Genomic DNA, 15488 nt, shown 5'->3' with positions numbered 1-15488 from the left:
GCAGGCGACTCGCCGGCGCGCAGCTCACCAGACATTCGGCGTCGCCCCGCGCTCCGGGTGTTTCATCCGCACCACGCAGAAGCGTTGGCCGGTGGGCGCTTCCATGACCACCCAGGTGTGGACGGCGGCGACGCGTTTCGCGCCGAGCGCTTCGAGGCGCCGCACTTCGGCATCGACGTCGTCGGCCTCGATGTCGAGGTGCACGCGCGAGGGGTGCGTCACCTTCTGCACTTCGATGTGCAGGTCGCCGGGCGCGTCGTCGAGCTTGGCGTAGGTCGCGGATTCCTCCGGCGACAGTTCGCCGATGGGCAGGCCCAACGCGCCGCTCCAGAAGCGGGTGGCGGTGTCGAGGTCGTCGGTCTGGCAGTCGATGATGAAGCCGGCGAGGCGGCTGCGGTGCGTCATCGGATCACTCCCGGCGGATGGGCGCGCCACCGAGCGGGCGCCCGAACTGGAGAAGGTAACCATTGTTGTCGTGGATCGCGAATTCGCGCATGCCGTAATCGAAATCCGCGATCGGATAGCAGACGTTCGCGCGATCCTTGACCGACGCCCACCAGGCGTCGACGTTCTCGACCCGCAGATAGAACGAGCCGGTGAATGCGGGGGCGCGCTCTTCGAAGTGCGCGTTCGGCACGGAGACCATGATCTCGACCGCATCCCGCCGCAGCGCCGCCCAGCCGTGTTCGACACCGCCGGCCTCGCAGGCGAAACCGAGCACATCGGCATAGAACGCGAGCGTGCCCGGGAAATCCCAGGTCCGCAGCATCGGCGTGAGCGCGCGCACGATCATGTCGGCCTCCCCGATCGTGCGCTCAGCGCGTCCGCTTGCGCGGCGGCGGTAGGTCCTTGTCTTTCGACGCCTCCAGCCGCGCCTCTTCTTCCAGCCTGCGCTGGCGCGCCTGCTCGCGCTCGAGGTCTTCGATCATGCGCCGATGCAGCGCCTGCACCAGCAGCGTGCGATAGATCGGATGGATGCCGGCGTGGCCCAGCGCGGTCCACAGCACGTCCTTCTCGGCGGTGTACGCGAACACCGAGAGACGCTCGAAATCCTTCAGCTCGGGCTCTTTCTGCGCGCCGACGACGGCGACGAACTCGCTGAAATCCATCCCGCTCTCCTCGCCGGACGATGCCGGCCCGTGGCGTGCGCGTGGTGCGGCGTCAGACCGACTCCCACCACATCAGGAATTCGTGCCACAGACGCTTGAAGAATCCGCCCTCGGCCACGCCCTCGACCGCGACCAGCGGCGCTTCGACCACCACCTTGCCGTCCAGCATCACCCGCACGGTGCCGATCTTCTGGCCGGCCTTGATCGGCGCGATGAGAGTTTTGGGCACGTCCATCTGCGGCTTGAGGTCGGCGTAGCGGCCGCGCGGCGTGCTCACCAGCAGCGGCTGTTCCAGCCCGAGCTTGACCACGTCCGCGGTGCCTTTCCACACCTTGTGGTTGGCGATGACGGTATCGGCCTGATAGAGGCGATGGGTTTCGTAGAAACGGAAGCCCCAGTTCAGCAGCGCCTGCGAATCGTTCATGCGCTCGTCGTCGCTGGCGGCGTGCAGGACCACGCTGATCAGGCGCTGGTCGCCGCGCTTGGCCGAGGCCATCAGGCACCAGCCGGCCGCGGAGTGATGGCCGGTCTTGATGCCGTCGACCGATTCGTCGCGCCACAGCAGGCGGTTGCGGTTGGGCTGGGTGATCGGGCCGACGGTGAATTCGCGGACCTTGTTGTACGCGTACTGCTGCGGGTAATCGCGGATCAGCGCGCGACCGAGCAGCGCGAGGTCGTGGGCGGACGCGTAATGGCCCTCGGCCTGCAGGCCGGTGGCGTTGGCGAAACGGGTGTTCTTCATGCCGAGGCGCTTGGCGTAGTCGTTCATCAGCGTGGCGAACGCGGCCTCGGTGCCGGCGATGTGTTCGGCGAGCGCGATCGCGGCGTCGTTGCCGGACTGGATCGCCATGCCCTTCTCCATCGCCTCCAGCGGCGCGGTCTTGTTGACCTCGAAGCCGCTGTAGCTGCCTTCGGTGCCGGCGCCGCCGGTGCGCCAGGCGTTCTCGCTCATCATGACCTGGTCGCTGGCCTTGATCCGGCCGGCCTGCAGCTCGGCCGCGACCACGTACGAGGTCATCACCTTGGTGATGCTGGCCGGATCCAGGCGCATGTCGATGTTCTCGCCGGCCAGCACCTTGCCGGTGGCCTCGTCCATCACCAGCCAGGCCTTGGCGCTGACGGGCTTGGGTGCGTCGGGAATGGTCAGCGGCGGCGGCGGTGCGGGTTTCGCGGTCGGCGCCTGCGCCAGCGCGAGGCCCACCGTGCACGTGGCCGCGACGGCCGCCCACCACGCACGCATCGTCCCTGCGGAATGTTTCCGTCCAGAGCCGCCTGCGCGTTCGCCCTGTCGCACCGCACCCAACCTGTTCATCGAATCGTCTACTCCGGAGAAAACGGCCGCCGAGGCCGCTGAAATGACACAAGCGCGGTATTTTGAAGCAAACGCCGCAAACGCGCGCGCCTGCGATGCAGGCATCGTCGCGTGCGCTTCAGTCGCGCACGATCTGCGCCGACCCGAATCCCAGATCGGCGGCACGCCCCGAAAGTTCCTGCACCCGCGCGGCCGGCACCGGGCCGATGCGCAGGCGCCAGACCGGCTGGCCGTTCACCGTGGCCTCGTCGATGCGCAGCGACTCGACGCCGCCGGCCGACAAACGGTCACGCGCGCGCTCGGCATTGTCGCGGGCCGAGAACGACGCCAGCTGCAGCAGCACGTCGCTGCCGTCGCCGGTGGGCGAAGGCGTCGCGGTCGCGGGTGCCGTCGCGGGCACGCGGGCCGTCGACGTCGCGGGCGTCGCCGCCGCGCTCGCGAAACGAATGCCGCGTTCGCGCATCCAGCGCTCGAATTCGTCGGCGGAGACCGCGTTGTCCTCGACCGTCGTCACCGGCGGCGCCTGCACCGGCGGCGTGCGCGCGGCGGTCTCGCGTCCGCCACGGCCTTCCTCCGGCGTCAGCGCCCGCACTTCGACCCGCGCGGTGCCCTGCCGGGTGAAGCCGAGCTTGGTCGCGGCGGCGTAGCTCAGATCGATGATGCGCCCGGCGTGGAACGGGCCGCGATCGTTGACCCGCACCACCACCGATTTGCCGTTGGCGAGATTGGTCACCCGCACATAGCTGGGCAGCGGCAACGTCTTGTGCGCCGCGCTGAAGGCGTACATGTCGTACACCTCGTGATTCGACGTCTTGCGGCCGTGGAACTTGCTGCCGTAGAACGAGGCCATGCCCTCTTCGACATAGCCCTCGGCGGAATCGCGGACCTGATAGCGCTTGCCCATCACCGCATAGCTGCGGTTGCCGATGCGCGAACGCGGTTCGGCCTTCACTTCCGGCTCAGGGATGGCGTCGACGTCGGGAATCTCGTCCGGCGCGCTGTCCGGGATGTGCGGCGCGTACAGCCCGCCGGCGACGTAATCGCCGCGTTTGGACGGGTCTTCCTGGGCCGGCGGATACGGCGAGCGCTTCGGCGCATGCGCGACCTCGCGACCGGCGTCGCGATGTTCCGGGGCGCGCTCCGCCGCGGGCGGCGGGTCGGATCGCTTCGGCGCGCTGCCGCAGGCGGCCAGCGCGCACGACAGCACCGCCAGCCCGACGCCGCGCACGAGCGCGCTCACGGCTGCGCCCCGTTCGAGGCCGCGCCCGCGCGGATGGCGCTGGCCAGCTGATGCACCGCCAGCGCATACATCGGCGAGCGGTTGTAGCGGGTGATGACGTAGTAGTTGCGATAGCCCAGCCAGTATTCGCGGCCGGCCGCGCCATCGAGGTTGACCACCGTCGCGCCTTCGGTCGCGGGATCGCGGGGCGTGGGCTCGCCGGCCTGCGGCCGGTAACCGCGCGCGGCCAGCGCTGGCAGCGGCTGCGCCGGTTCGAGATTCTCCGGCACGAATTCGGCGGCGCCCGCGTCCAGCGTCGCGCGCGCGACCACCGGGCCATCGGCCTGCCAGCCGTGCACGACGAAGTAATTGGCGATCGACGCGAACACGTCGGGCTTGTGCGTGAGCAGATCGCGGCGGCCGTCGCGGTCGCCGTCCTTCGCCCACAGGCGATAGCTCGACGGCATGAACTGGCCCATGCCCATCGCGCCGGCGTAACTGCCCTTCAGGGCCAGCAGGTCGAGCTGCGGCTCCTCCTTCGCCAGCGCGAACATCTGCGCAAGCTCCCCGGCGAAGAACGGCGCGCGCTTGGGATGATCGAAGGCCAGCGTGTACAGCGCGTCCAGCACGCGATAGCTGCCGGTGTTGCGGCCGTAGAAGGTTTCCACGCCGATGATCGCGACGATGTACTCGGCCGGCACGCCGGTCTGCGCGGCGACCCGTTCCAGCGGCTCGCGGTTGTCGCGATAGAACGCGATGCCGCCGTCGATGCGCGCGGGCGTCATGAAGATGGTGCGGTAATCGCGCCAGGGTTTCACCGCCTCGGCCGGGCGGGTGATGGCGTCGATGATGCTCTGCTTGTACTCGGCCTGCGCCAGGGTGTCGCGGATGCGCTGCGGGTCGATGTCGTAGGTGGTCGCGGTGTAATCGACGAACGCGGCGATGCGCTGTTCGCGCGGAATCGCCGGATCGGTGACCGCCGGCGGCGCCACCGGGCGCTCCTGCGGCTGCGGGACCTTCGGCAGCAGCGCCAGCGGTGGTGCGGGCGGCGGCGGCGCTTCGGGAGCCGCGACGACGGCCACGGGCTTCGGAGGCGGTGTCTGGGTGGCGCAGGCGACGAGCGACACGCTCATCGCGACCGCAGCCACGCGGGGCAAGGCACGAAGAATCAAGGGCTTACGCCTCTTCTGGCGGGGTCACGGCGAGAGGGTAGCACGCGACAGCGGGACGACCTATCCCGCCGGTTCAGCTGGATCGGCGTGCACGGGACCGCTTGCGGAGGCTCCGCTATGCTTGCCGGCCCTGCCGATCGCACAGGCTGCAGATGCCCCACGCCATCACCACCACCGAGTTGTTCCTGATCGCGATGGTCATCATCTTCGCGGTGCCGTATCTGATCTGGCGCCTCGGCCGCACCGATTACTTCGCCCCGCTGGTGGTGGTGCAGATCATCACCGGCATCCTGCTGGGGCCGGGCGTGCTCGGTGCGATCTTCCCCGAGTACTACCAGTTCATCTTCACCAAGGACGTGATCCAGTCGCTCAACGGCGTGGCCTGGTGGGCGGTGATGCTGTTCGTGTGGATCGCCGGCATCGAACTGGATCTTGGCGAAGCCTGGAAGCATCGCCGCGAAAGCTCGATCACCGCCGGCCTGGCCCTGGGCACGCCGATGCTGTTCGGCTGCGGCGTGGCCGCGGCGATGCTGGCCTTCGACGGCTGGATCGGGCCGAAGGGCCTGACCTGGCAGTTCGTGGTCGGCGTGGGCATGGCCTGCGCGGTGACCGCGCTGCCGATCCTGATCCTGCTGATGGAGAAGCTCGAGATCCTGCGCCAGCCGATCGGCCAGCGCATCCTGCGCTACGCCAGCCTCGACGATGTCGCGATCTGGGGCGTACTCGCGCTGGTGTTGATGGACTGGCAGCGGATCGGCCGCCAGGTCGCGTTCATCGCGGTGTTCTCGCTCGCCTGCGTCGTCTTCCGCAAACTCATGGTGCGCATTCCGGAACGCGACCGCTGGTACGTCGCGCTGTTCTGGCTGGCGGCCTGCGCCTTCGGCGCGGACTGGTCGGGCCTGCACTTCATGGTCGGCGCCTTCCTCGCCGGCGTGGTCATGGACCACCACTGGTTCGACCGCGACAAGATGGACACCCTGCGCCACAACGTGCTGCTGGTGATCATGCCGGTGTTCTTCCTCAGCACCGGCCTGCGCACCGGCTGGGACATGGGCGGCGCGGCGGTGTTCGTCGCGGCCGCCGCGCTGCTGCTCGCCCAGCTCGGCGGCAAGCTGGCCGGTGTGCATCTGGCCGGACGCATCCTGAAATGGCAGCCGGGCGAAGCCTCGGTCATCGGCTGGCTGCTGCAGACCAAGGCGTTGATCATGATCATCTTCGCCAACGTGCTGCTCGACAAGCAGATCATCACCAGCGCCACCTTCACCGCGCTGCTGTTGATGGCGGTGGCCAGCACGATGCTGACGGTGCCGATGGTGGCGCCGAAACTGCAGCGTATGCGCGAGCTGATCTCGCGCGGCGCCTGACCGCAACGCCCACCGGATACCGACGATGACCCCGACACGTTCTGCCGCCCAGTTCTTCGCCGCGTTTCTCGCCACGCTGCTGCCGGTCCTGCTGTCGCTGGTCGCGCCCCCCGCGCGCGCCGCCGAACGCGTGAACATGCCGGTGCCGTGGCGCGCCGGGATGACGCTGGTGTACGACACCGAATCGATCCATCGCGAGAAGAACGTCGAAGGCAGCGGCAGCCGGCGCGTCACCGATCGCACCGAAGTGCGGGTGGAAGAGACGGGACGCGGTGGCCATGTGCTGGCCTGGACCACCCGCGACAGCCGGGTGGAGGCGATCGACGGCGACCGCAGCACCACCGACCTGCTCGCGCCGATGCTGGAGAAACTCGACGGCCTGCCGGTGACCATCGAACTCGACCGCAACGGCCGCTATCGCCGCGTGCGCAATCTCGACGCGGTGGCCGCCGACGTCCGCGCCGCGATCCGTCCGGTGCTCGAAGCCGGCCTCAGGAAGAGCTTCGGCAAGGACGGGCCGAAGGTGTCGAAGTACGACCGCGATGCCGCCCTCGACGCGGCGCGCGCGCAGCTCGACGCGGCCATCCCGCAGATCATCACCCTCGACGGCGTCGAACACGTCTGCAGCAGCCAGATGAAGACCTTCAGCGCCTTCGTCGGCAGGCCGCTGGAAGTGGGCAGGCGTTATCGCGACGACACCCCGATCGAATCGCCGATGGAGGGCCGCCCGCTCCCCGGCAAACGCGAGTACGTGCTGGAGATCGACCGCGAGGATCCCGGTCTCGCGCGCATCCGCTGGACCCATGCGCTCGACACCGACGGCGATGCCGCCGCGCAATGGGCGCTGGTCTCCGAACTCACCGGCGGCACCGCGGCCGACGCAGGCGCGCCGCAGGATCTTTCGCTGCGCGAGGAAGGCGTGCTGGTCTTCCGCCGCGACACCGGCACGATCGAGCTGGTGGAAACCGTGAACACCAGCCGTTACGGCCGCCTCCACGACGAACACGAACGCCATCGCATGCGCCTGCGCGGCAGCACGCGCACCTGGGCGCAGGAAGAAGCCGCGCGCCGGCCCTGAGTCGTTGCGCACGTCGCCATGTCCTTCCGGCTGTTCGCATCGCTCGCGCTCGCGCTGGCCGTCCTGCCGGCCGAAGCGCGCACGGTCTATCGCTGCGTGCGCGACGACACCGTCAGCCTGTCGACCGCGCCGGAACCGGGCTCGAAGTGCGAAGCGAAAGAGATCGACGACACCGCGGTGCAGACCCCGAACCTGTGGGGCGAGATGGGCGTGTTCAGCGGCACGCTGTACGAACGCGAGCAGGACGGCAAGCTCGTGTACGGCACCCGCAATCTGCCCGGTTCGCGGGTGTATCTGCGCTTCACCGTGGAAACGCCCGAAGGCGAGCCCGCGCACGAAGGCCTGGGCAAGGTCGACACCCCGCGCCTCGATCGCCACGCGAAGATCTTCAGGGCCGTGGCGAAACGCACCGGCGTCGACGATGCCTGGCTGCGCGCGATCGCCCACGCCGAAAGCGCGTTCGACGAAAAGGCGGTCTCGCCCAAGGGCGCGCAGGGCGTGATGCAGTTGATGCCCGCGGTCGCGCTGGAATACGGCGTGAAGGATCCTTTTTCGCCGGCCGAATCGATCGATGCCGGCGCGCGTCATTTCCGGATGCTGCTCAAACGCTTCCGCAACGATCCGGTGCTGGCGATCGCCGCGTACAACGCCGGGATGGGCGCGGTGGCGCGCTACGACGGCGTGCCGCCGTACAAGGAAACCCAGGCCTATCTGGAGAAGGTGCAGGCGCTGTACCGCGTCTATCGCGCCGCGTTGTCGCCGCCGCTGCGCCCGGCGGATGCGATCCCGGTCACGGACAAACTGCGCACCACCCTGCCGTGACCGCCGTGCGCATGCCGCATCGCGCGAACCGCGGCATACTGCACACATGACCCGCACACTGAAACTGGTCGGCTTCGACGCCGACGACACCCTCTGGCGCAGCGAAGATTACTACCGCGACGCGCAGGCCGAATTCGAGCGCATCGTCGGCGGCTACGTCGATCTGGACGACGCCCACGACCGGCTGTATGCCGTCGAGAAGCAGAACATCGCCCTCTTCGGATACGGCGCCAAGGGCATGACCCTGTCGATGGTCGAAGCCGCGATCGCGATCACCGAGGAACGGATTTCCGCGCGCGACCTGCATCGCATCGTCGCGATCGGCAAGTCGGTGCTGCAGCATCCGGTGGAACTGCTGCCCGGCATCCGCGAGGCGGTCGAGGAAATCGCGCGCGAACGCCCGGTGGTGCTGATCACCAAGGGCGATCTGTTCCACCAGGAAGCGAAGGTCCGCGACTCCGGGCTGTCGGACCTGTTCCGGCGGATCGAGATCGTCAGCGAGAAGGACGCCGCGACCTACGCCCGGCTGCTCGCGGAATTCGCGCTGGCGCCGGCGGACTTCGCGATGATCGGCAATTCGCTGCGCTCGGACATCGTGCCGGTGCTGGAACTCGGCGGCTGCGGCGTGCACATGCCCTATCACGTGACCTGGGCGCACGAAGCAGAAACCGCACCGCCGACCGCGCTGGAGCGGCTGCGCAGCGTCGCCGGGCCGGCGGAACTGCCGGCGGCGATCCGCTCGCTCGCGGCGGGCTGAACGCCAACACGCGCCGCGGCGCGGTCGCGACACGCGGCTGGACGCTCACACCGCGAGCGACCATGATCTCCGACACACGTGTTCCTGCAGGCTTCCGACCATGCGCAGACTGATCGTTTCCACCCTGCTCGCCTTCGGCTTGGCCGCAGGCACTGCACAGGCCCAGGATTTCACCTTCGGCTGGAACCCGCGCAGCGGCGACGTGTGGATGGACGCGTGGCTCGGCGACATGAACCGCTACGGCAACCGCTACCGCGATCCCTTCGTTGACGAACTGGTGCGCTACCACGCCGCACCGCGCGATCTCGTGGTCGATCTGCTCGCGCGTCGCTGGGCGCCGGGCGACATTTATTTCGCCTGCGCGCTGGCGAAACTCGCCGGCCGTCCGTGCCGCTACATCGTCGAACAGTGGGAACGCGACCACGCCCAGGGCTGGGGTGCGATGGCGAAGCGTCTGGGCATCAAGCCCGGATCGCCGCAGTTCCACCAGCTCAAGCGCGGCATGGTGCCCAGCTACGACCGCTGGGGCCGCCCGATCGAACTCGACGCGCAGCTGCAGCGCGATTTCCCGGGTCGCGGCAGAGGGCCGAAGCACGGAGACGACCGCGGGCACGATGCCCATGGCCCCGGCCATGGCGGCAAGGGCAATGGTTCGGGGCCCGGCAACAGCGGCGGCAAGGGCAAGGGCAAGGACAAGGGCAGACCGTGAACATGGCGGACGGTCCGGAGCTCATCCAGCATCGCGGGGGCTGTCACTGCGGCCGCGTGCGCTTCGAGATCGATGCCCCGGCGACGCTGGACGCCCTCGACTGCAACTGTTCGATGTGTCGGATGACCGGCTTCCTGCATCTGATCGTGCCGGCCTCGCGGTTCCGCCTGACCGCGGGGGCCGACGACCTCACCGAATACCGCTTCAATACCGGCACCGCGCGGCATCTGTTCTGCCGCCACTGCGGCGTGAAGGCGTTCTACGTGCCGCGCAGCCATCCCGACGGCTGGAGCGTCAACGTGCGCTGTCTCGACGACGGCACCGTCGCGCAGGTGAACATCACCGCCTTCGACGACAACGACCGCGAAGCCGCGACCGCGGCCATCGCGCATCTGTCGAAGGACTGATCCGCGGCCGGGAGCGTCCTCTTCGGGTCGCACCTCATTTCGTCTCCTCGAATCGTGCCCTCAGGGGGCACGGCCAGCCCGGCCATGGCTTCCGGCCTATGTGATTAGGTGTTGTAGTTGACTACATTACCTAGGCAGCTGGACGAGAGACCCGTCGCCGACGGGTCGCCGGGGCGGGAGATGGACGATGTCGCAATGCAGGCTTTCCCTGGAATCCGTGGGCTACCGCTATGCCGGCGGCCACGCGGCGGTGGCGGACGTGAGCCTGGCGCTCGGGCCCGGGATCCTCGGCCTGCTGGGCCCGAACGGCGCCGGCAAGTCCACGCTGATGCGGATGCTGGCGACGATGACCCGCCCCAGCAGCGGTCGGATCACCTGGAACGGCACCGATCTGGCCGCCGCGCCGAACGCGCTGCGCGCCACCCTGGGCTATCTGCCGCAGGACTTCGGCGTCTATCCCGCCCTGAGCGCGCGCGAATTCCTCGGCTTCCTCGCCGCGGTGAAGGGCCTGTCCGGGCCGAAGGCGCGCGAGCGCGTCGATCACTGCCTGTCCCAGGTCGGGCTCGGCGACGCCGCCGACCGCCGCCTCGGCGAATACTCCGGCGGCATGCGCCAGCGGGTCGGCATCGCCCAGGCGCTGCTCAACGATCCGACTCTGCTGATCGTGGACGAACCCACCGTCGGCCTCGATCCGGAAGAGCGCATGCGCTTCCGCCATCTGCTCACCGACCTGGCCGGCGAACGGCTGGTGATCCTGTCCACCCACATCGTCTCCGATGTCGAAGCCAGCGCGACCGCGCTGGCGGTGATGAGCGCCGGCGCGCTGCGCTTCCATGGCACGCCGGAGCAGTTGATCGCACAGGCCGACGGCCACGTCTGGGAATGGACGATCGCGCCGGAACACCTCGCCGACGTGCGCAGGCGCTTCACGCTCTGCGGTTCGCTGCGCCGCCCCGAAGGCATCCGTGTGCGCGTGCTCGCGGACGCCTGCCCGCATGCCGATGCGCAGGCGGTGACGCCCGAACTCGAAGACGCCTATGCGTGGCTGACCGGCCCGACCGCCGACGCCGCGCACGCACGGAGCCACTGACATGGACGCCCTGCAGCGCTTCTTCGCGATCCTGATCGCCGACGTGCGCGAACGCACGCGCACGCCACGCTTCTGGGTGGTGCTCGCGCTGATGGCCTGGGCGACGTGGTGGTGTTTCCCGCCGATCGAATCCGGTTACAGCACGCTGTCGCTGGTCGACGGCTCGCGCGGCCGCTATTCCAGCGCCTGGGCCGGCATGGGCCTGGGCCTGATCTACAGCACCTTTCTCAACCTCGTCGGCTTCTATCTGGTGCGCGGTACGCTCACCCGCGACATCGACACCCGCGTCTGGCAATTGCTGGTGACCACGCCGATGACCCGCGGCGGGTATCTGCTCGCGAAGTGGGCCAGCCACATGGCGGTGTTCGCGATGATCGCGGCAGTCGGCATCGTCGTCGCGCTCGCCGCGCAGTGGGTGCGCGCCGAAGACCGCCACATCGATCTGATCGAACTGCTCAAACCGCTGGTGTTGTTGAGCCTGCCGAGCCTCGCGCTGACCGCGATGTTCGCGATCTGGTTCGATCTGGTGCCGTGGCTGCGCCGCACCGCCGGCAACGTGCTGTTCTTCGTGGTATGGACGGTGATGCTGACGGTGTCCGTGGCGCCCTACGACGGCGCGACGAAAGCCGATCCGCAGGGCTGGACCAGCGATCCCAGCGGCATGATGGTCGCCGCGCGCGAGTTCAGCCGCGTGCGCGAAGCGCAGACCGGCAAACCGCTGCCGTTCGGCTTCAACCTCGGCGGCAATGCGGCCGATGCCGGCACCGTGCGCTTCGACTGGACGACGTGGCAACCCGGCGGCAAGGTCGTGGCCAGCCGCGCGCTGTGGCTGGCGCTGGCGATGCTGTTCACGCTGATGGCGGCGCCGCTGCTGGACTGGGCCGCCGCGCGCGGGTTGTCGAAGGCGAAGGCAACGGCTGGTGCCGGGCGCGGCCCGCGCTGGCTGCATGCGCTGTTCGATCGGCTGCTCGATCCGTTCGCGCGCGGGCCGTTGGGCATTCTGGTGATCGCCGAACTCAAGCTCGCGCTGCGCCAGCGCGCGGTGTGGTGGTGGCTGGCCGCGCTGGGCGTGCTCGGCGCGCAGTTCGGCGCGCCCGAAGGCATGCGCATCGGCCTGCTGCTGGCCTGGGTACTGCCGCTCGACGTGCTCTCGCGCGGCGTGCTGCGCGAACGCGATCACGGCACCCATGCGCTGGTGTTCACCGCGCCGGACATCCTGGTCCGCCTGCTCGCCGCGCGCTTCATCGTCGGCGTCGCGATGCTGTTCGCCTTGAGCCTGCCGGCGCTGGCGAGATTGCTCGCGAGCGAACCGCTGTCCGCGCTCGCGGCATTGGCGGCGATCGCCTCCATCGCCAGCTGGGGCCTGTGCCTCGGCGCGCTGTGCCGCAACGCGCGGCCGTTCGAACTGCTGCTGATCGGCACCGTCTACGTCTGCCTGCAGGGCGCCACCGTGTTCGCGGTCGCCACGCATCCGCTGGCGACGCTCACCACCCACGCCATCGGTTTGCTGCCCGCATGGCTGCTGCTGTCGTGGGCGTGGCCGCGGCTGGCGAGGCGGTGAGCGGATGCGGACCGCGAGATCGCCAGTCGACGATCAGGGTGAGAGCGTACGCAGGATTTCGCTTCGCGATGCGCGGAGATTCGCGTAGCCCAATCGTTGCGCCGATTCGACCGGATGCGTCTGCAGGTGCGCGCAGACCGTGTCTTCCGTCGTATCCGTCGCCCGCGCGATCATTTGCATGAAGCCTTCCGTGTTCTTGGATGCACTCTCCTTGAGCATGGCCCAGACGGGTTCATACGAGTTGCCGAGGCGGGCATAGATCTTCTCGACGATCTGCGCATCGCCCGCATTGACGCGATCCAGCGCGTCCAGAAATGGATCGATCTCCATCCCCTTGTTCTTGCAGTAGGGCTTGGCGATTTCCCGCTGCATGCGCAGATGCAGCGAATAGTCGTCGGCCAGATAGTTGGCCAACTGCCCGATGTTGTCGAAGCTGCCGTTCCCGGACGCCGACCTGGCTTTGGCGACCGTGAAGAATGCGTCCGTGATGGGCACGTCCGGCAGCGTCGACCGGGCCTCTTCGTAGATCGAATCGAAAGGATCTGCCGCCTCGGTCGCACCCTGAGCGTGAGAAGCGAACGATGCGAACAGGAAGGGCAGACAGACCAGTATCGATTTCATGATGAGCCTTTTGTCGAAAGATGGGTTTGACGCGGCTGACGATGCGCCGCCACGGGCGTACCGCAGCAACGCCTGCGATCAACGTTGATCGTCGTAAACGGCGGCGATTCTTGCGGTCTCGCCGCCGTAGCGGATCTCGACATCGACCGCATAGCGCACCGTCGCATCCAGCGGGTCCGACGGGTCGACGTGGCGCTCGATCAATCGTCTCGGCACGATGCGGACGACCACGCCATCGCCCTTGTAGGTCCCGGCGTATCGGACATCGCGATGCGGCTTTCCGGGCTGTCGCCGGACATGGTGCGTCCGGCCATTGAAGCTGACGTAGGCGCCTTCGTCCTCGGCGTTGCATCGATCGGTGAAAAACGCAATCGACTTTTCCTTGTGCATCGACGCATTCCGCAGGCAGCGCTCGTACGCATCGCGCGCTTCGTTCACGGCGCAATAGGCCTCATCGTACCGGCGATTCCGCGGGGTCCAATCCGCATGGATGGCGGCCGCGACGCAGTCGCTGCCGGGATCGCTCGTCGGCACGATCCCGTCGGACGCGATCGCAGGCGCGACGGCAAGGAGGAGGAGCGCGCAAATGGCTGTTCGCATGGGTCCGACGCCTGGATTGAGCCAGCCCGGCAATGGGATGGCAGAGGGATGGCAGCGTAGCGCAGGGGGTGATGTCGGCGCCATGGCAGGGATGGGCATGAATGATCCCGCGTACAAGCGAATCCGCATGCCCCCGCAGGAGGGCCTTCAGGCCCGAGCTCTTGGGTGGAGCAGGAATTGCAGGCTACATCAACCGAAGCCCCGCAGTCCGGACAAGCGCGAGGCGCGTACCTTGGAGCACGATCGCCATGCTCTATCAATTCCCGGGTGCGGCCTTTGGCCTTACCCGAGCTACCTGCTAGTCGAGCCCACCCGGGCCTGTCAGTAGATCCTGTCGAACGAATCGCCGTTGAATCGAGACACGCTGCCGTCGCCCATACCGAACCACAGGGCATCCCGCTTGTCGCGATAGATGGTCCACACCATATTGCTGGTCAGTCCGTCCTGAATGGTGAAGTTCGTCAGCGACTCGCCATCGAAGCGCCACGCACCGTTGTCCCGTGTTCCAAACCAGATGTTGCCGGCGGCGTCTTCCGCAATCGAAAATATCCGACCAAGCGAACGACTCTGCCCTTTCTCCCTGATGCTCAGTCCGTGCGCGTTGGTGAAGTTGGAGACGGTCTTGCCATCGTAGCGCAGAACCCCGAGCCCATTGTTTCCGATCCAGAGATCTCCCCGGCTGTCTTCGAAGATGCTGCGCACATGCAGCCGTTCGCTTCCAGCTTCGATGCCCACGGTGTCGTCGCTGATCAGCGTGAACGAATGTCCGTCGTACTTGAATACTCCCGGAAAGGTGGCGATCCAGACCGTTCCGCCCCGGCCTTTCACAATGTCGGTGACCAAGTAGGGGTTTTCCTTGTCGACCGTCTCCGGCAAGGGCAAGGCCAGATACGAAAGCGACCGGCCATCATATCGATACACACCCTGTCCATCGAAGCCTCGACGCATCTCGCTATCGCCGTGAAACCAGAGGTCGCCGACCGCCGAGCGCCATGTCCCCACGTGGTCAGGGTGCGCAAGCCCGTTGTTGCTCCCGACATGAATCTTGAACGTGTCTCCGTCGAAGCTGGTGATTCCGTTTCCTGTGCCGAACCAGATGACCCCGGCCTGATCTTCTTGAATGGTCCTGACCTGATTGTCGCTCAGCCCCTCTTTCACCGTGTAGTAGGTGAGCGCTCCACCATCGCACAGCGCCACGCCTTCCTGATGGCTTCCGAACCAGAATCGCCCTCTGCTGTCCTCGAAAATGGTTCTGATCCCACTGGTAAACGTGAGGCGCGACTTCGTCTCGCATGTCCTCGCTCTCGTTTCTGGCGCACGGCCTGACGACACCTGGCCTCCGTCTCCTGCTGAAGATCCCTGACACGAGCAAGCGCCGAGCAGCACAATCGCCAGCAGGATCGTCCTGCTGGCATGCATTCTTCCGGTTTTCTTCACGATTGCCTCGGTCTGCCTGACGCTTGAGTTAGGCCGCTCTATAGCGGGGCGGCGGACGCGCGTTAGCGTAGCCTAGGCACTTGGCCGACGCCACGATGCGGGACCGTCTCGAACGAATGGTTAGGCCATGATCTGTTGCGCGCGATGGTCGCTTGGTTTGTTACCAGCCCCGTAGCCCGGGTAAGCGCAAGGCGCTTGCCCGGGACAAAGATCGCAGTGATCTCTGAATT

General features: G+C 67.6%; 17 protein-coding genes. 8 read left to right on the top strand and 9 right to left on the bottom strand.

All coding sequences use genetic code 11. The features are described 5' to 3' along the window. Positions 1-24: 24 nt before the first annotated feature. From ABD974_RS04220 to mltB, 6 genes are all read right to left on the bottom strand, one after another. The gene (locus ABD974_RS04220; protein ID WP_345302042.1) at positions 25-405 is read right to left on the bottom strand and encodes a VOC family protein; all 381 of its coding nucleotides are present in this window, start codon (positions 403-405) and stop codon (positions 25-27) included. A gap of 4 nt (positions 406-409) precedes the next feature. Then, complete coding sequence (locus ABD974_RS04215) at positions 410-793, bottom strand: VOC family protein (protein WP_345302041.1); 384 nt, start codon at positions 791-793, stop codon at positions 410-412. Positions 794-815: 22 nt separating this feature from the next. Then, on the bottom strand, positions 816-1109 hold the full coding sequence (locus tag ABD974_RS04210; RefSeq protein ID WP_345302040.1) for a hypothetical protein: 294 nt from the start codon (positions 1107-1109) through the stop codon (positions 816-818). 52 nt (positions 1110-1161) lie between these two features. Further along, positions 1162-2349 (bottom strand): D-alanyl-D-alanine carboxypeptidase family protein, encoded by a 1188-nt coding sequence (locus tag ABD974_RS04205; protein ID WP_345302039.1) that lies wholly within the window; start codon positions 2347-2349, stop codon positions 1162-1164. Positions 2350-2539: 190 nt separating this feature from the next. Beyond that, complete coding sequence (locus tag ABD974_RS04200) at positions 2540-3661, bottom strand: septal ring lytic transglycosylase RlpA family protein (RefSeq protein WP_345302038.1); 1122 nt, start codon at positions 3659-3661, stop codon at positions 2540-2542. After that, positions 3658-4773 (bottom strand): lytic murein transglycosylase B, encoded by a 1116-nt coding sequence (mltB, locus tag ABD974_RS04195; RefSeq protein ID WP_345302037.1) that lies wholly within the window; start codon positions 4771-4773, stop codon positions 3658-3660. The genes ABD974_RS04200 and mltB overlap by 4 nt, the downstream gene beginning before the upstream one ends. A gap of 191 nt (positions 4774-4964) precedes the next feature. Between mltB and ABD974_RS04190 the strand changes: the two genes are divergently transcribed. From ABD974_RS04190 to ABD974_RS04155, 8 genes are all read left to right on the top strand, one after another. Continuing rightward, a complete protein-coding gene (locus ABD974_RS04190) occupies positions 4965-6176 on the top strand; it encodes a cation:proton antiporter (protein ID WP_345302036.1) in 1212 nt (403 codons plus the stop codon). A gap of 25 nt (positions 6177-6201) precedes the next feature. Next, positions 6202-7254 carry a hypothetical protein gene (locus tag ABD974_RS04185; RefSeq protein ID WP_345302035.1) on the top strand — a complete coding sequence of 351 codons (1053 nt, stop codon included), beginning with the start codon at positions 6202-6204 and terminating at the stop codon, positions 7252-7254. Between the two features lie 18 nt (positions 7255-7272). Further along, a complete protein-coding gene (locus ABD974_RS04180) occupies positions 7273-8076 on the top strand; it encodes a lytic transglycosylase domain-containing protein (RefSeq protein WP_345302034.1) in 804 nt (267 codons plus the stop codon). Positions 8077-8122: 46 nt separating this feature from the next. After that, positions 8123-8833, top strand: a complete 711-nt coding sequence (locus ABD974_RS04175) for an HAD family hydrolase (protein ID WP_345302033.1) — start codon at positions 8123-8125, stop codon at positions 8831-8833. Positions 8834-8933: 100 nt separating this feature from the next. Further along, complete coding sequence (locus tag ABD974_RS04170; protein ID WP_345302032.1) at positions 8934-9542, top strand: hypothetical protein; 609 nt, start codon at positions 8934-8936, stop codon at positions 9540-9542. 2 nt (positions 9543-9544) lie between these two features. After that, the gene (locus tag ABD974_RS04165; protein ID WP_345302376.1) at positions 9545-9949 is read left to right on the top strand and encodes a GFA family protein; all 405 of its coding nucleotides are present in this window, start codon (positions 9545-9547) and stop codon (positions 9947-9949) included. Between the two features lie 187 nt (positions 9950-10136). Further along, positions 10137-11039: an ABC transporter ATP-binding protein gene (locus tag ABD974_RS04160; protein WP_345302031.1), complete on the top strand. Its 903-nt coding sequence runs from the start codon at positions 10137-10139 to the stop codon at positions 11037-11039. 1 nt (position 11040) lies between these two features. Next, on the top strand, positions 11041-12600 hold the full coding sequence (locus tag ABD974_RS04155; protein ID WP_345302030.1) for a hypothetical protein: 1560 nt from the start codon (positions 11041-11043) through the stop codon (positions 12598-12600). 33 nt (positions 12601-12633) lie between these two features. Here the strand turns inward: ABD974_RS04155 and ABD974_RS04150 are convergent, their stop codons facing one another. The 3 genes from ABD974_RS04150 to ABD974_RS04140 all read right to left on the bottom strand — a co-directional run bounded on the left by ABD974_RS04150 (position 12634) and on the right by ABD974_RS04140 (position 15258). Next, positions 12634-13221 carry a hypothetical protein gene (locus tag ABD974_RS04150; RefSeq protein WP_345302029.1) on the bottom strand — a complete coding sequence of 196 codons (588 nt, stop codon included), beginning with the start codon at positions 13219-13221 and terminating at the stop codon, positions 12634-12636. A 78-nt stretch (positions 13222-13299) separates the two neighbouring features. Continuing rightward, a complete protein-coding gene (locus ABD974_RS04145; RefSeq protein WP_345302028.1) occupies positions 13300-13920 on the bottom strand; it encodes a hypothetical protein in 621 nt (206 codons plus the stop codon). Positions 13921-14142: 222 nt separating this feature from the next. Then, positions 14143-15258 (bottom strand): ligand-binding sensor domain-containing protein, encoded by a 1116-nt coding sequence (locus ABD974_RS04140; RefSeq protein ID WP_345302027.1) that lies wholly within the window; start codon positions 15256-15258, stop codon positions 14143-14145. Between the last annotated feature and the right edge of the window lie 230 nt (positions 15259-15488).

It is taken from the genome of Lysobacter hankyongensis (assembly GCF_039543145.1).
Classification (GTDB): domain Bacteria; phylum Pseudomonadota; class Gammaproteobacteria; order Xanthomonadales; family Xanthomonadaceae; genus Lysobacter_I; species Lysobacter_I hankyongensis.
The sequence above is the reverse complement of the archived record's forward strand: the minus strand, read 5'-3'. Positions and strand labels throughout refer to the sequence as shown.

Bases quoted from the DNA above. Each gene is read 5' to 3' on its own strand.
- ABD974_RS04150 (WP_345302029.1), bottom strand. From the start codon at position 13,221: ATGAAATCGATACTGGTCTGTCTGCCCTTCCTGTTCGCATCGTTCGCT.
- ABD974_RS04220 (WP_345302042.1), bottom strand. From the start codon at position 405: ATGACGCACCGCAGCCGCCTCGCCGGCTTCATCATCGACTGCCAGACC.
- ABD974_RS04175 (WP_345302033.1), top strand. From the start codon at position 8,123: ATGACCCGCACACTGAAACTGGTCGGCTTCGACGCCGACGACACCCTC.
- ABD974_RS04180 (WP_345302034.1), top strand. From the start codon at position 7,273: ATGTCCTTCCGGCTGTTCGCATCGCTCGCGCTCGCGCTGGCCGTCCTG.
- ABD974_RS04210 (WP_345302040.1), bottom strand. From the start codon at position 1,109: ATGGATTTCAGCGAGTTCGTCGCCGTCGTCGGCGCGCAGAAAGAGCCC.
- ABD974_RS04215 (WP_345302041.1), bottom strand. From the start codon at position 793: ATGATCGTGCGCGCGCTCACGCCGATGCTGCGGACCTGGGATTTCCCG.
- ABD974_RS04170 (WP_345302032.1), top strand. From the start codon at position 8,934: ATGCGCAGACTGATCGTTTCCACCCTGCTCGCCTTCGGCTTGGCCGCA.
- ABD974_RS04155 (WP_345302030.1), top strand. From the start codon at position 11,041: ATGGACGCCCTGCAGCGCTTCTTCGCGATCCTGATCGCCGACGTGCGC.
- ABD974_RS04190 (WP_345302036.1), top strand. From the start codon at position 4,965: ATGCCCCACGCCATCACCACCACCGAGTTGTTCCTGATCGCGATGGTC.
- ABD974_RS04165 (WP_345302376.1), top strand. From the start codon at position 9,545: ATGGCGGACGGTCCGGAGCTCATCCAGCATCGCGGGGGCTGTCACTGC.
- mltB (WP_345302037.1), bottom strand. From the start codon at position 4,773: ATGAGCGTGTCGCTCGTCGCCTGCGCCACCCAGACACCGCCTCCGAAG.
- ABD974_RS04185 (WP_345302035.1), top strand. From the start codon at position 6,202: ATGACCCCGACACGTTCTGCCGCCCAGTTCTTCGCCGCGTTTCTCGCC.
- ABD974_RS04160 (WP_345302031.1), top strand. From the start codon at position 10,137: ATGTCGCAATGCAGGCTTTCCCTGGAATCCGTGGGCTACCGCTATGCC.
- ABD974_RS04205 (WP_345302039.1), bottom strand. From the start codon at position 2,349: ATGCGTGCGTGGTGGGCGGCCGTCGCGGCCACGTGCACGGTGGGCCTC.
- ABD974_RS04145 (WP_345302028.1), bottom strand. From the start codon at position 13,920: ATGCCCATCCCTGCCATGGCGCCGACATCACCCCCTGCGCTACGCTGC.